The following is a 15,177-nucleotide window of genomic DNA, read 5'->3' as shown; positions in this document are numbered from 1 at the left end:
AATCTACTCTCTGAAGAAACATGTTCGATATATTGCATTATAAAAACTTACCTAATAAGATTCTAGCTTTAACCCCTTGCCCTTCGAAGTATGTTAATGACTTAATAGACCAAGTGCCACTAGCATTGACAAGGTTCATAAGCAAGTGATTATAGATAGTGTCCCAATCCTGTCTTGAAAGTGAAGATAATATAAGCGTTGATAAAGAACGTCGTTCACGTTCTACCTCAATAATGTTGAATTGCCTCCCATTCATCATAAAAACTTCAGCAATTACATAACCCCTCTTAGTAATACCATCGCTTATCTTCGTAAATTTTCTCTCTCCTACTTCTTTTGGTAAAGCATCCATAAATGCTCAAATTTATTTTACTTCCGGGTGGTTTTCCATTATTTTTAAGACATTAATAAAATCTTGCAGTTCCCCTTGTAGGGATTACGGTGTTTATGCTGTTTTATGTAAATACGAAAAACAGGTTTAAGCAATAACCGAGCAACAGGGAATGAGTGTCGGACATTTTTTTCGAAATGCTTCACAAAACAGTCCGAGCTACATCCAAGTTCGGACTGTTTTCCCGTGTTTTCCTGTCAATGTTCCCCAACATCTCCCCAGTTCGGACATTTTCATCGACGCTCTCCGCAAATGTGTCCGAACTTTTGCTTCGGCCAAATAAAAAACGCGCCATTAGTTATCTAAAAATAACTAATGACACGATCTTTCCCATGCCCATATCCCCTACTCAACCGTGACACTTTTGGCCAAATTTCTCGGCTTATCGACATCGCATCCGCGATGCAATGCGGCATAGTAGGAAATTAACTGCAGTGGCACGACAGCAACGAGGGCTGTCAAGTACGGATGAACACGCGGGATCACGACTTGATCATCTGCGCGGTGGCAGCCTTCCATGCTAACCACGCATGGGTGGGCACCGCGGGCGACGACTTCTTGCAAGTTGCCGCGAATGTTCAAATCTACATTTTCTTGGGTCGAGAGCGCAAAAACCGGGGTTCCTTCCTCAATCAGCGCGATCGTTCCATGCTTTAATTCCCCGCCGGCGAAGCCTTCCGCTTGGATATAGGAAATCTCCTTCAATTTCAATGCGCCTTCCTTAACGACATGATAATCGAAAGAACGGCCGATGAAAAAGGCGTTGCGCGTGTCAAACAAATAGTCGCGGGCGATTTGCTCCATGTCATCTTTCGCATCGCAGAGCGCTTCCATGGCGTTGGCGGCGATGCTGAGTTCATGGATCGCGTCGAAATCGGTATCGCTTCCGGCGGCATGTGCCCCATCCATAGCAAGAATTGCCAATACCGCCATTTGTGCTGTATAGGCTTTTGTGGAGGCAACCGCGATCTCCGGGCCTGCATACGTGTGCAACATGTAGTCAGCCTCACGTGAGAGCGTGGACCCTGGAACATTTGTAATTGTCAGCGACGGGTGGCCCATTTCTTTCACGTTTACGAGAACGCCACGGCAATCTGCTGTTTCGCCGCTTTGCGATATGAAAATAAAGAGCGGGTTTCGGGACAACAAAGGTTGGTTATACAGAAATTCACTGGCAATATGCACTTCCACCGGTTTCCCGATGACTTTTTCCATCATTTCCTTACCTACGAGTCCGGCGTGATAACTCGTTCCTGCCGCGATAATATACACGCGGTCGGCAGCATGAAACGTGGTGCGAATGTCGTTGGGAAGTTGAATCTCATTGACCTCATCTTGATATTTTTGTAAAATATTACGGATCACGAGCGGCTGTTCATCAATTTCCTTGAGCATGTAGTGGGCATACGTTCCTTTTTCCGTATCGCTTTCATCAAGTTCTGCAGTGAACGCTTCCCGTTGTACATCATTGCCATCCAAGTCTTGAATCCATATCCCTTGACGGGTGACGGTGACGACCTCTTCATCCATGAGTTCGACAAATGTCTTCGTAATGTGAAGCATCGCCATGGAATCAGATGCGACAACGTTAGCCTCGTCACCCTTTCCGACAAGAAGCGGGCTTTTATTTTTTCCTACATAGATACGATCATCCGCCTCCTCGTCAAGAAGAGCAAGGGCATAGGAACCTTTTAAAAGCGATAATGTCTTCCGAAAAGCTTCATTTACCTCTAAACCTTCAGATACAAAACGCTCAATGATCTGTGTAATAACCTCCGTATCCGTATCACTCAAGAGATCAACATCGGAGAGGTATTCTTCTTTGAGGCTTTCATAGTTTTCGATCACGCCATTGTGAACGAGCGTAAAACGTCGATTTGCACTCTGATGGGGATGGGCATTCCGAGCACTCGGCGCCCCGTGGGTCGCCCAACGGGTATGACCGATTCCGCATGTTCCCTCGGGATTGATTTTCTCCACTTCTTTTCGTAACGAAGCGATCCGCCCTTTTTCCTTAACGAGCTGCACATCTTCCTCATGCTCATCCACAATGGCAAGACCTGCCGAATCATAGCCTCGATATTCGAGTTTATCCAAGCCCTTTAACAAAATATCCTTTACATTTTCTGTCCCGATATATCCTACAATTCCACACATTACCTGCTGCCTCCTTACGCGAGGCAAGGCATGCCAAGCCGGGGCCTGAAACTCCTTGCCCCGCTCTTCATGTTGTTGCGGTCACTGCTCTTGCTTTTGTGCGAGGAGTCACCCCCTCGTTTTGGGCGAAAGCTGTCGGTTGTGCCGCTAGAACCGGGAGGTATCCGCCGATCTTTCGATGAACCTCCTCCTCGTCAACTGTTTTTATTTCCGTCCAAAAACAGTCCGGGCGCTTGTTGAAGGGATATACCCATTCAATATATTGTTGCTCCGAGCCTCCTTTCTTTTTAAAAAATAAAACCAAAACAAGGCTACTACATGTTATGAACTTTCGTCAATGAAAGAAAACCGTATGTTGGCAGCCCTTATCCACGACTGCCTAACTGTTCCCAAATGACAGAGGTAATCTCCTCCACATAATCCTGGCAAAGCGTTTCTGTCTCGGCCTCCACCATGACACGCACGAGGGCTTCGGTGCCGGAGGGACGTACGAGCACTCGTCCATTTCCTTCCATTCTTTTCTCCACATCGGCAATAGCCGTTTGCACGGTTTCATTTTCCTCGACTGCTTTTTTATCTACCACTCGAACGTTTTCCAATCGTTGCGGGTATTTTTCAACACTAGCAGCGAGTTCGGATAATGGTTTTTCTTTTGCTTTCATAATATTCACGAGTTGTAAAGCTGTTAACAGACCATCGCCCGTTTTAACATAATCAAGAAATATAATGTGGCCCGATTGCTCTCCGCCTAAACTGTAACCGCCCCGGCGCATCTCCTCCATGACGTATTTGTCGCCTACCGCGGTCTTTTTCGCGACGATATCCATGTCTTTAAGTGCTTTGTATAACCCCAAGTTGCTCATAACCGTGGTCACGACCGTGTGATGGGCCAACATACCTTCTTCCTTCATGAAGCGACCGCAAATGTAAAGAATTTTATCTCCATCAACGATATTTCCTTGTTCATCAACAGCAATGAGCCGATCTGCATCGCCATCGAAAGCCAGCCCTATGTCTGCTTTTTTTTCTTTAACGAGATGGACGAGTTGCTCCGGCTTTGTGGAGCCGACATCCACGTTAATGTTCGTGCCGTCAGGGTTGTTTCCGAGCGTTGAAATTTCGGCATCAAGGTCTGCAAACAATCTCGGCGCTACCGAAGAGGCAGCCCCATGGGCGCAATCAAGGACCACGTGTAAATCCATAAAATCTTCGTCAACCGTTTGCTTTAAAAACTGGACATACTTCTGTACCCCTTCATAGTAGTCACTGACACTTCCAAGTTCAGCACCTGTCGGGCGAGGAATGTCTGTTTCCCGGTCCATTAATGTCTCTATCTCTGTTTCTTGGGCACTGGAGAGCTTAAATCCATTGGCATCAAAAAACTTGATTCCATTATCCTCCACGGGGTTATGCGAAGCCGAAATCATGATACCGGCATCAGCACTAATTGCTTTCGTAAGGTAAGAAACACCGGGAGTGGTAATGACCCCCAGACGCATGACTTCTGCTCCAATGGAAAGAAGGCCAGCGACAAGGGCGCCTTCCAACATTTCTCCGGAAATCCGTGTATCACGACCGATCACAACTTTTGGGGTCCTGTGATCATTCGCCAATACATAACCACCCGCGCGCCCGAGCTTAAATGCAAGCTCGGGCGTAAGTTCGGTATTCGCTACCCCTCTTACCCCATCTGTGCCAAAGTACTTACCCATATCGTATCGCTCCTTCTGACTTCCCCTTCAATAGAGGTTGTTCAAAAATCCTGTCAAAAAGGCTGGCTATTTTTAGGCTATTCACTACCTTCAGGATTTGTTATTTCGACTTCCACACTTTCCATCTCCAACTGATACTCAAAGCCACTTGGCCCTTCGATTTCTACCTGCATTTCATAAGACGCTTCGTCGCCTTCATCAACATGCTCATCATCGATTTCTTCGTAATCGATATATAAGCGGACGTCGTCTTCACTTAAATCATCAAGTTCCTCTTCGTCCCCCTCAACGGTTACATTGAAGGGCTCTTCATCTGTAACCGTTACTTCAACATTTCCCGGCACATTATCAACCTGCAATGGCAGCTCCATCGTCTGGGTATCTTGTTCTTCCGTTTCTTCTTCATTGTTTTCGTTGTTTTCATCTTCTTCCACAATCGCCTGTATGCTCACTGTCTCTGGTTGAACATGGATGACCCCGTCCGGCATGTCAATATCCATCTCCATGGTCTCGCTTTCCGTCATTCCGCTTACATCGACTGGGCCTACTTCAACGGCGGAAATATCATCAAGGATACCCAAATCACCATAAATGGTGGCAGTCTCCGGCTCAACGGAAAGATCAACGAGTTCCACATCCTCATCCAGAGTCCCTTCAGTCTCCACTTCCAGCGGAACTTCTGTCGAAGGAGGGGTAATGGGAACGACGACATCTACCGTATTCGGGTCCACGGCAAAATCCAACACTTCACCATAAGGACCGTAGACCGTTACCTCCACCGTTTCATAGATGGTTTCTTCCGCGCCTCCGACATCAATATACGCTTGCAGCGAATCGATGTCTTCAAGTTGGGAGACAGCCCCCTGTACTTCCACTTCTTCAGGAGTAACCTCCGGCTCTCCAAGGGTATAGCCTTCCGGTAATTCATCTTCATTCATAAACTCAATTTCTACCGGCAACGTCGTCATTTCCCGTTCTTCCAATGTCACCTGCACGGATTCCGGTTCCGTAGACACATTGATTCCGGCAGGAAAATCACGGTGTTCAACATTTACATTGTGTACGCCCGGGCCTAGATCTTCCAAATCCACATAAACTTCATAATTCGGACTCGTTACTTGAAAAAGATTTAATGCACTTTGCGTACCGGACAGTTGAATATCTACTGTATCTTCCATCTCAACAATCGCGTATTGCTCGTCATCATAATAAACGTCCAATTCCACATCTTCGATTGTTAACTGTTCGGAGTTTGTCACCGGGAAAACACCTGGTTGACTCCCTAAATCATCCATATTAACCATTAAAAAGAGCATCGTCGCGATCACCAAGGAAAAGAAACGTAAAAACCACCGGTTATTGAAGAGCTTATCCATTTTTACGCCCTCCCCACTGCCAACGGGATTGTGTTTTTACATTTTTTAACAACTGATTTTCCAGCATTTTGCGAAGCCGCTCGTTGTCAATTTCGCGATGGATTTCGCTATTTTTCGTAACCGATATATCTCCGGTCTCTTCGGACACGACGATCGTAAGCGCATCTGTCACTTCACTCACTCCGATGGCTGCGCGATGGCGTGTTCCCAATTCTTTGGAGATAAACGGATTCTCTGAAAGCGGCAAATAACAAGCAGCAGCACTTAGCTCATTGTTTTGAATAATCACTGCCCCATCATGAAGCGGTGCGTTGGGAATGAATATATTAATAAGCAATTCATTAGAAATTTGCGCTTTTACCGGCGTTCCCGTTTCGATATAATCATCCATTCCCGTTTCATTTTCGATGGAAATCAGCGCGCCGATTCTTCTTTTGGCCATATACTGAATCGATTTCGACAATGCTTCAATCGTGTTTACGGAGTTCTTTTCCTCGGGGGTCGGCCCTCTTCCGAACAGTCGGCCCCGGCCCAATTGTTCAAGCGCACGCCTCAACTCGGGTTGAAAAATAATGATGATGGCCAACACCCCATATGTAACCACAAGGTTCATGAGAAACTGCATTGTCTGTAAGGCAAAAAGGCTGCTTAGAAACCAGGCAACCAAGATAACCGTAATTCCTTTAATCAATTGCACGGCCCTCGTGCCGCGCACGATCGTTATTAATTTATATACGACAAACGCCACTAACAAAATATCCACGATTCTCGTTAGCCACGTGATGAACTCCTCGCCAAACATTACGTTTCCTCCCAATAGGAATTGAAACCGAGAAACCTCGAGAGGTTCACTTTGGAAAATTTCTTTTTATTATAACATAGGCATAGGCATGTGGGTTACTTTTCGGCACTTTGATTGACCAATCGCTCATTTTACCATTATACCCTCTTCGTCCCTTTCCATATCCATTGATCTATAGTGTTTCCCCGACAATTACAGGCAAACAGTCACGTAGCAACTGCCTGTCATCAAATCGTCTCCCCTATATATATCGTTTTAAAACGTAAGTTGTTACAAGAATTCGGAAAATAGGGTATGAAGGGAACGGGAGGACTCCGAACTTCGTTTGTTATCTTCCGTCGTCTATACGCTTTCATGCGTTGACGCCATGATCGTTTTCTTTTATCCAGCCACTTCCCATAAAAAAAAGCAAAACCATACGTTTTGCCATTTCTCATCTTATGGAGCGGGTGATGGGAATCGAACCCACGTCATCAGCTTGGAAGGCTGAGGTTTTACCATTAAACTACACCCGCGAAAATATGTAGAACTTCCATAAAAATATATGGAGCGGGAGACGGGATTCGAACCCGCGACCCCCACCTTGGCAAGGTGGTGTTCTACCACTGAACTACTCCCGCGTATGAATATGGTGGAGGAGGACGGATTCGAACCGCCGAACTCAGAGAGAGCGGATTTACAGTCCGCCGCGTTTGGCCAACTTCGCTACTCCTCCAGTATAAAGGTTTAGCGATCAAATTGCAAAAAAGATGGTGACCCGTGCGGGATTCGAACCCGCGTTACCGCCGTGAAAGGGCGGTGTCTTAACCCCTTGACCAACGGGCCACAATTGCTTACCGCTGTAAGCTGACAAATTATATTATATGAGCCTTGCGGATAAAATGCAAGTGGGAAATGGTGATTTTTTTTATAGATTTTTATTGGCGGCAAACGGAGCCATCTATCCATCAAATTACCAATTTTCAGGATTCCAACTACTACTCATTCGGGCCCGATTTTGCATCCGGATAAACAGACCCTTTCAAAATCCCCTGCCTTTGGTTTCATTTTTGCCAAATAAGGTTTGACAAATAAGGAGTGAGGAAATAGCGAAGCAAATCGATTAGAAGGAACGGTGGTCCTCATGTTACGAACTATTTTAATCATTATTGGCCTGATTGTAGTGATCAGTTTTATTCTCAGTCTGTTTTAAACTGGAAACCAATAAGAGACTGCCCTTCCCAATGGAGGACAGTCTTTCCTTTCACCTTTTGCTTCCTTGTTTTCCACCTTTCCCATTGTTCCCTTGCAATGCAAAAAGGTTGGTATCGATGGAGAATGTCAGGCGCTCGCGGTTTCGTTCCCGTTTCAATGCCAATTGGATCATTTCATGGGTGAGCGTGGTAAAATCTTTGCCAGCCGGCTCCCATAAATAAAAGGAAAGCGAGCCTGGGATCGTGTTGATCTCGTTGACGTAGACTTGATTTTCGTTTTTATCAATCATGAAATCAACGCGGGAAACACCGCTGCAACCGAGAACGCGGAACGTCTCTTTCGCCAAGCGGCGGATTTCCGCGGCAAGCTTCTCGTCAATCGGAGCAGGGATAACACGATCCGTATTTTCCATCCCCCCAACTCCTTTCGTCCCGGAGGTATCTCCTTTCCCGCCGGCCCCGCTTTGATACTTATCGGCATAACTCAAAATCTCTTCTGTCTTTAATACTTCCTCCAGTTCGGACGTTTCCATCTCTTCAGCGTCCCCGAGCACCGAACAATTAACTTCGGTTAAATCAGAAATCAGGGGCTCGACGACAAGTTTGGAGGCGAAGGAAAATGCTTCCTCCACAACCGTATCAAGAGACTCCCGGTTGCGGGCCACGTCAATCCCTACACTCGAACCAAGGTTTGCCGGTTTAATGATGACCGGGTACCCTAGTTTCTCCTCAATCTTTTTTTGTAGCGATGCTTGTTGTCCCGCCCACTGATGCTGATAAAACCAAACGTCCGGAAGGACCGGCACTTCTTGGTCCCGGAGCATTTGCTTCATCACGATTTTATCCATGCCGGCCGCGGAAGAAGTGACATCGCAACCGGCGTATGGGATATTTAATAGTTCAAAGAACCCCTGCAGCACCCCGTCTTCGCCAAACGTTCCATGCAAAACAGGAAAAGCAACATCAATATGGGCAACCTCTCTTTTCCCAAACTTAGGCACTGGTTTTTTTTGCAACATAACACCGCCGTTCTCAGCAGGCACAGGGGTTACCGATTGCACTTGTTGCAACAAGCCATCCAGATCTTTGTAGGCTTCAATGTCCAACAATTCCCCCCCGGTGTACCAGGTACGGTCTTTCGCCATATAAATGGGGACGGGTTCATAACGCCGATCGTCCATCGCGTCGATCGTCTGCAAGGCTGAAATCACGGAAACTTCATGCTCAACAGAAATACCTCCGAAAAAAACACCTACTTTTGTTTTCATATTCGTTGTCCCCCTACTATTCATTGAACGTATCCGGCAAATCGTTTTCCAACAACACGACAGAAGGTTCCGCTGCCGTTACTTCGTGCATTTTTTGTAACGCATCTTGCAAATCTTCAGCTACATAATAGTTCGATTTCGGATACTCTGCTTGCGTTAACCCGTCTTGGAGCGGTTCGGTTTGTTTTTTGCCGACGAGAATAATAAAATCACAGACCCCAGCCGCATGTTGTGCGAGCGTCTTATTGAGTTCATATTCTTTATCACCCAACTCGATCATTCCGGGCGTGACAAGCACTTTTTTCTCCGGCATCGATCCCAACACTTCGAGAGCCATTTTCGAACCAGTCGGATTGGAGTTAAAGCTGTCATCGATGATGGTGAGGTTGGCGCTCGATTTTTTCAGTTCAAGCCGATGTGAAATCGGCGGGACCCCTTTAATGGCGCGGGCAATTTTTTCAAGCGGAATATTCTTTTCCGATCCAATGGCTACCGCCGCAAGAATATTATAGATGTTATGCCTGCCCAATAATTTTGTTTCAATCATTACGTTTGATCCGTCATATTTTCGTACCTTAAACGTTGTTCCCTTAGCCGAGTACGCAATATTCATCGCACGATAGTGAAGCTCGTCGGCATCGATGCCGTAATACAGCGTGCGACAATTATTCATTTGCGGATACGCGCGGATATTTTCATCATCTTTATTGAGAAAAGCCGTTCCATCTTCCGGCAGTGTTTCCACGATTTCAAATTTCGTTTTTTTAATGTTATCAAGCGTTTTAAACGTTTCTAAATGCTGTTCGCCGATCGCGGTAAGTACGCCGTATTTCTGATGAACGAGTTCACAGATTTCTGCAATGTCATGCTCTTGCTTCGCACCCATTTCGGCAATAAACAGCTCGTGATACGGCTTCAACTGTTCTCGAATCGTCCTTGTGACCCCCATTTTCGTATTGTAACTTTCCGGGGTCATCAGAACATTGTACTCCACTGCCAACACAGCTTTTAAAATATGCTTGGTGCTCGTTTTTCCAAAACTTCCCGTGATGCCGATCACTTCAAGGTCAGGCATCGATTCCACAATGCTTTCGGCATCGTTAAAAAAACGTTGATTGATCTGCGACTCAACCGGCAAATTGATGACATTTGCACTCATGACGATAAAAAATGTCAGAACGTTAGCCGCAACCAGCAAAAGCAAGAAGAAGACGAAGGGGTTAACGCCAATTAGCCATGCGATCGCGAGAACGAGCACGTAAAGGATGCTTGTTGTGATCAACAACCTTTTCACTCGCGGTGTATAGACAAGTTTCTTTTTCTCAACGGTTTTCGGCCGTCCCAAGATGAGCAAAACATAGGCTGCGATGGCCCATAGTGCCGCAAGCGAAAAGCTCCAAGTATCCGAAAGCCCCCATATCGGAAGCAAAAACACAAGGGCAAGCGCCGGCCACACGTCACGCGGATACATCGCTTTTTCCGGATGCTCTTTCATCCAACGGAAATAACGTTCCGGTCGGTACGCATTGAGTTGGAGCATATGCACGTTCTTTTTCATACGGATGGTCGTATACCAAGCCCAAGTGGCAATAAGTAAAAGAATCAATAGGTTACTCATGCGACGTACGGGCCTCCTTGTCTTTTTCGAGAAAATGATTGAGGATAATTAAAAATTCCTGCGCGTTATCAAGATAAGCATAGTGACCTGCGCCTTTCAGTACGACAAGGCCGGCATCGGGAATCATTTCTTCCATTATTTTAGCATCGGATACAGGCGTCGCTTCGTCGTGCTCTCCCCATACGAGTAACGTAGGTACGGAGATGTTCGGCAAATAATGACGTAAATCTTCATTTACAACCTTCACGAGCGTTTGCTGCATCACACCGGATACATTTTGATAGTCAGCGGATCCCAATTTCTTTTTCATATTCGCGAGAATATCTTCCTTGCGTGATTTCAAACCGGGGATGTTTAATAACGCTTTACTCGCTTTATACGTATATACTTTCACTCGATTTTTTAATTTACGTTTCGGTTTAATCCCCGCGCTATCTACTAAAATAACCTTATGTACGTCCCGGTCAGAGGCATAACGAATCGACACCCTGCCTCCGAACGAATGTCCAATCAGGATCGGGCGTTGAATGTCATGCTTTTTTATAAATTGTTCCAACATGTTCGTATAATCATCAACACTCCACGGGCTTGGAGGTTCCGAGCTTTTTCCGAATCCCGGGAAGTCAAACGACCAAACCTTAAAATGCTGTTCGAGATTACGATGGACCGGGGAAAAAGCATCGATGTTGGCCCCCCAACCGTGCAGGAGGATGACATCTTTCCCTTCTCCCGAGCAGTGATAATGGACTTGCCCTCCCTTTATATCTGTAAACACGTTTATACGCCCCATTCTATTTATCACTTGGCTGATGTTATAAACTTTACAAGAGAATCATTTCATATCATATCATAAATCGCCTGCAGTGAAGACACAAAATTTTAGCCCGGTGGTAAGTGCCCGTGATCCCGGAGATCGGATTTCAGAGGCCGGAGAGCAGAACATGATGATCGCGGACGTAAAAAAATGTTGTCACACATGCTTATGCAAAGGCACCTTCCCCTATGCAATGGGAGGCATCAGAGAGGGGGGCAATCACATTCAACCAATGAACACTAACCCGGCAATCCCTTTGCCGCTTGCTCATCGGCAAGGACGGTGACATTCGGATGCTTTTGCAAAGCGGTGGCCGGAAACGCAGCCGTCACCTCCCGATACAGCATGGCGCTAAGCGCTTCTGCCTTATCCAATCCCGAGACGAGAACCAGAATTTCGCGGGCAGCTAAAATCGTTTCAATCCCCATTGTTATTGCTTTTTTGGGAACATCGCTTCTTTTGTCAAAGAAGCGGGCATTCGCTTCTCTTGTTTTTTCATCAAGCTCAACGACGTGAGTGGTTGAAGAGAAGGGCGTCCCCGGTTCGTTAAAACCTATATGGCCGTTATGCCCCAGTCCCAATACTTGCAAGTCTACCCCGCCCGCTTCACGAAGCAATGTTTCATAACGCTCGCATTCCGCTGTTAGATCCATCGCACCTCCATCAGGCAAGTAGGTATTCTCCGTTAAAAGATCAACCTTTGAAAATAAATGGGTCTTCATATAAGCGTGATAGTTTAAAGAATGGCTCGTGGGCAAACCGATGTATTCATCCAGATTGAACGTGGTTACCTGCCGAAAAGAAAGCGCTCCCTTTTGATATTGTTCGGCCAGTTGCCTGTACATCCCTTCGGGCGTGCCACCCGTTGCCAGCCCCAATACACTGTTTTCTTTTTCTGCGATTTGGCCCGCCACACGTGCACCAGCTTTTGTGCTAAGGTCCTCATAATTTTTACAAATACGTATGTCCATCCTATCGCTCCCCGCTTTGATACGCTAACTGACCGCGACACCATGTTTCTTCCAAACCCAGATGTTCATTAAGCAACACGATATCCGCTAACGTCTTCGCCTGATTGCCGGCTGCCATGACCGCGAGCTCAGGCAAGGTGGTCCCGTACGCCCGCATCATACCTCCCAATACGCAAAAAATCCATAGTTTGTTTTCATGCTTCCCTGGGAATGGCAATGACATAAGCAAAAAAGGAGGATTCGGCCATGAAAGTAGACGCGTTACGAACAACAGATGGAAAGGTGTTCAATTTCCGCGTTGGCAATATTGAAGTAACAGATAACAATGATTGGACGGCCACATTCCAAGGCGTTGAAGAGCAAAATCTAATCTTTGATGCAGTGAGTTCAAAAACACCGATGTATTTCGAGTTTGGAACTGATGGAGGCACGTATGAAGGCCGCGCGATTGTTGCGGATGTTGATGGCGAAAGTAAAGAAAACATCATTACCTTGGAAAGTGCAGGGGACTTGACGGAAAAAGGGTAATGCCTTATTCCGTCACCATCGTGACCCGAACGTCCTCTGCATCAAGACGTTTCCCCAAGCGTCTGGCCCCGCGCTCCACGCGTTCCTTGCGCGTTTTTGACCATTCCCGGGAAGGTTCTTCATGGATATGAATATGCAACTCCCCTTTTTCACGGTCAAAAAACGGATCCGCCCGCCCGATCAGCTGATCACCGAGCAAGATCGGGAGCGTGTACGGACCATAGCGTCGCTTATGCCGCGGCATATAAATTTCCCACCGATACATAAAATCGAATAAATCCTCCAAGCGAGTTCGTCGCCATAGCAAATTATCGAGCGGCGGCAAAAAGGAGACGGCATCATTGCTACGCTTATTGCTCGTTTCGTATGCCAGAAGCTGTTCGGCATCTTCCTGCAATACCGTGTACCGCTCGGTTGCGCCCTCGATATCCACCGGAATGAGCGTACCATCAGAAATAAAGCCTTCCACCCAAGCCTTGCGCTCCTTTGCTGTCATGCGCTGCCAGCCAAATCGCGGATCGCTGTCATCAATCAGGCGATATGCGCGCAAATATTTGTGCACAAGTCTTCGGCCCGCTTCTTTTTCGCTGATTCCTTCTGATTCTTGTTGATAGGAAGCGGGGATCACATCTTCGCTCAAGGCAAAATAGCGCTCGGACCCTTGTCTGCCGCATACTTGAATATCCCCTGTTTCAAACAGCATTCGGAGCACATGACTCGTTTCTTTTGTCGTCGCGTGCGTTGGGTGATCCCAGGCCCCGACGACTTTTTTGTTTGAAGCAAAAAATTTGGAAGGTAACGGCCCTTGATCCGCCAACGCTTGCCGGATCGAACGTTCCACGTCTTTATGCAGTTCCCGTTTCGATGCCCACTCCCGTTGGCTCGTTTTTCTTTTCCCTTTGAAAATCGGATAGTCCTCCATCGGAAGCATACAAGCGGCGTTGGCAAAATACTCAAAGGCATGCCCGTCCCATAATTGACGCTCGAATGCTGAGCGATCGTATTTTTCCAAACGATTGAAAAAAACAAGATGGTGGTTCCGCTCGATGATGGCCACCGGATCCAATTGCACACACTCCAACCGGCGAAGGGCCGCCCCCATGCTCGGGCCGATCGCACCATAGTTGTTCAGGCCGGACTTCGCGAGCAGAAAACGTCGTGCTGCCTTTTTATTGACGTGAATGGTCATGGTTTCGCTCCTTACACTTTGGTGGTCGGTTGAACCTCAGACCAGCGATGTCCCCAATGATTCGTCGGACCTTGCCCTTTTCCGATATTGAGCGGGTTTGAAATGGCGGCCGTAATATATGCTTTCCCATCTTTCACAGCCTTATAGAGGGGCTTTCCATTCGCCAAACCGGCTGTAATAACCGCTGCGTACGTGCAGCCGCTTCCGTGGGTGTGCTTTGTGTCAAAGCGTTCCGCTGAAAATTTTTCAAACGTTTGGCCATCATAAAGATAATCGTCAGCCTCGCCTTCATAATGCCCGCCTTTAATCAATGCTGCGTTCACTCCATAGTCTTCAACCAAAACCCGCCCGGCTTCTTTCATATCGTCGATCGTCTTGATCTCCCGATTGGTCAGCGCCTCCGCTTCCGGTAAATTGGGGGTGACGACTGTGGCCAAGGGAAGAAGCTCTTTCGCAATCTTCTCCCTGGCTGTTTCCGAAATGAGCGCGTGCCCGCTGGAAGCAATCATCACGGGATCCAACACGTAATTGGCCACATTCGCTTCCTTCAGCTTCCGGGCTGTCAATGCCATCACGTTAGGATTGGAAAGCATGCCCGATTTCACCGCGTTTGGAGGAATATCCTCAAACACGGCGTCGAATTGGCTTTCCACAAAATCCAGCTCGAGGTCCACGAAGGATTTTACTCCGAGCGAATTCTGACTAACGACGGACGTAATCACACTCATTCCATAGACGCCGATCTCCTGGAACGTTTTCAAATCCGCTTGAATTCCGGCTCCTCCGCTTGGGTCCGTCCCTGCCACCGTTAATGCTTTTGCGATTTCTGTCATGTCCGTGCCCTCCTTTGGCTCGCCGGTATACTGACACCGGCGGTACCACCGGAAGTGATCAACCGATCCTTAAACTTGGAATTCCCTGTGTTTTTTTATCGCACAATAAAAAACACCCTCATGTGGAAGGTGGCAAAAATGCGGACAAACGTAACGTTCCCGGCTACATTCTTTCGCCACTTTCCTCCGCCGGTATCCACCGGATCAGGTTCAAAGGGTTGAAGCCATCACTTCTCTCAGCGCTGAACGCACCCCTAGTGGTTTTTCTTTTTTTATTCTATCATAATTCTGCTGTATATTCATATGTTTTCTTACATTTGATGAA

General features: G+C 46.9%; 13 protein-coding genes, 4 tRNA genes and 1 riboswitch. Of the genes, 1 reads left to right on the top strand and 16 read right to left on the bottom strand.

The window, feature by feature from the left end:
• Positions 1–37 precede the first annotated feature (37 nt).
• From DT065_RS14585 to DT065_RS18980, 14 genes are all read right to left on the bottom strand, one after another.
• On the bottom strand, positions 38–352 hold the full coding sequence (locus tag DT065_RS14585; RefSeq protein WP_114374617.1) for a Tn7-like element transposition protein TnsE: 315 nt from the start codon (positions 350–352) through the stop codon (positions 38–40).
• 384 nt (positions 353–736) lie between these two features.
• The gene (gene glmS / locus DT065_RS14580) at positions 737–2,548 is read right to left on the bottom strand and encodes a glutamine--fructose-6-phosphate transaminase (isomerizing) (protein ID WP_114374615.1); all 1,812 of its coding nucleotides are present in this window, start codon (positions 2,546–2,548) and stop codon (positions 737–739) included.
• A gap of 365 nt (positions 2,549–2,913) precedes the next feature.
• Positions 2,914–4,260 (bottom strand): phosphoglucosamine mutase, encoded by a 1,347-nt coding sequence (gene glmM / locus DT065_RS14570; RefSeq protein ID WP_114374611.1) that lies wholly within the window; start codon positions 4,258–4,260, stop codon positions 2,914–2,916.
• A 77-nt stretch (positions 4,261–4,337) separates the two neighbouring features.
• Positions 4,338–5,636, bottom strand: a complete 1,299-nt coding sequence (locus DT065_RS14565) for a CdaR family protein (protein WP_114374609.1) — start codon at positions 5,634–5,636, stop codon at positions 4,338–4,340.
• Positions 5,629–6,438 carry a diadenylate cyclase CdaA gene (cdaA, locus tag DT065_RS14560; RefSeq protein WP_114374607.1) on the bottom strand — a complete coding sequence of 270 codons (810 nt, stop codon included), beginning with the start codon at positions 6,436–6,438 and terminating at the stop codon, positions 5,629–5,631. The genes DT065_RS14565 and cdaA overlap by 8 nt, the downstream gene beginning before the upstream one ends.
• A 441-nt stretch (positions 6,439–6,879) precedes the next feature.
• A tRNA-Gly gene (locus DT065_RS14555) sits at positions 6,880–6,953 on the bottom strand.
• 30 nt (positions 6,954–6,983) lie between these two features.
• Positions 6,984–7,058 (bottom strand) — tRNA-Gly (locus DT065_RS14550).
• Positions 7,059–7,067: 9 nt separating this feature from the next.
• Positions 7,068–7,153: transfer RNA gene (locus tag DT065_RS14545), tRNA-Tyr, on the bottom strand.
• A 35-nt stretch (positions 7,154–7,188) separates the two neighbouring features.
• Positions 7,189–7,263, bottom strand: a tRNA-Glu gene (locus tag DT065_RS14540).
• A 418-nt stretch (positions 7,264–7,681) separates the two neighbouring features.
• The gene (locus DT065_RS14535; protein ID WP_114374605.1) at positions 7,682–8,899 is read right to left on the bottom strand and encodes a D-alanine--D-alanine ligase family protein; all 1,218 of its coding nucleotides are present in this window, start codon (positions 8,897–8,899) and stop codon (positions 7,682–7,684) included.
• A 16-nt stretch (positions 8,900–8,915) separates the two neighbouring features.
• Positions 8,916–10,517: a UDP-N-acetylmuramoyl-tripeptide--D-alanyl-D-alanine ligase gene (locus tag DT065_RS14530; RefSeq protein WP_114374603.1), complete on the bottom strand. Its 1,602-nt coding sequence runs from the start codon at positions 10,515–10,517 to the stop codon at positions 8,916–8,918.
• Entirely contained in the window at positions 10,510–11,292 is a 783-nt protein-coding gene (locus DT065_RS14525) for an alpha/beta fold hydrolase (RefSeq protein ID WP_227002625.1), read from the bottom strand. The genes DT065_RS14530 and DT065_RS14525 overlap by 8 nt, the downstream gene beginning before the upstream one ends.
• A gap of 278 nt (positions 11,293–11,570) precedes the next feature.
• A complete protein-coding gene (gene nagB, locus DT065_RS14520) occupies positions 11,571–12,302 on the bottom strand; it encodes a glucosamine-6-phosphate deaminase (RefSeq protein WP_114374599.1) in 732 nt (243 codons plus the stop codon).
• Between the two features lies 1 nt (position 12,303).
• Positions 12,304–12,459 (bottom strand): hypothetical protein, encoded by a 156-nt coding sequence (locus DT065_RS18980; protein WP_160112570.1) that lies wholly within the window; start codon positions 12,457–12,459, stop codon positions 12,304–12,306.
• A gap of 89 nt (positions 12,460–12,548) precedes the next feature.
• Here DT065_RS18980 and DT065_RS14515 point away from each other — a divergent pair, with 89 nt between their 5' ends.
• Positions 12,549–12,830: a hypothetical protein gene (locus tag DT065_RS14515; protein ID WP_114374597.1), complete on the top strand. Its 282-nt coding sequence runs from the start codon at positions 12,549–12,551 to the stop codon at positions 12,828–12,830.
• A gap of 4 nt (positions 12,831–12,834) precedes the next feature.
• Here the strand turns inward: DT065_RS14515 and DT065_RS14510 are convergent, their stop codons facing one another.
• The gene (locus tag DT065_RS14510) at positions 12,835–14,019 is read right to left on the bottom strand and encodes a winged helix-turn-helix domain-containing protein (RefSeq protein WP_114374595.1); all 1,185 of its coding nucleotides are present in this window, start codon (positions 14,017–14,019) and stop codon (positions 12,835–12,837) included.
• 11 nt (positions 14,020–14,030) lie between these two features.
• Entirely contained in the window at positions 14,031–14,852 is an 822-nt protein-coding gene (thiD, locus tag DT065_RS14505; protein WP_114374593.1) for a bifunctional hydroxymethylpyrimidine kinase/phosphomethylpyrimidine kinase, read from the bottom strand.
• Between the two features lie 164 nt (positions 14,853–15,016).
• Positions 15,017–15,118: riboswitch (TPP riboswitch) on the bottom strand.
• Positions 15,119–15,177: the final 59 nt, after the last annotated feature.

The sequence above is a fragment of the Salicibibacter kimchii genome, assembly GCF_003336365.1.
Taxonomy (GTDB): domain Bacteria; phylum Bacillota; class Bacilli; order Bacillales; family Marinococcaceae; genus Salicibibacter; species Salicibibacter kimchii.
Note: the sequence above shows the minus strand (reverse complement) of the source record. Positions and strands in the feature narration are given on the sequence as shown.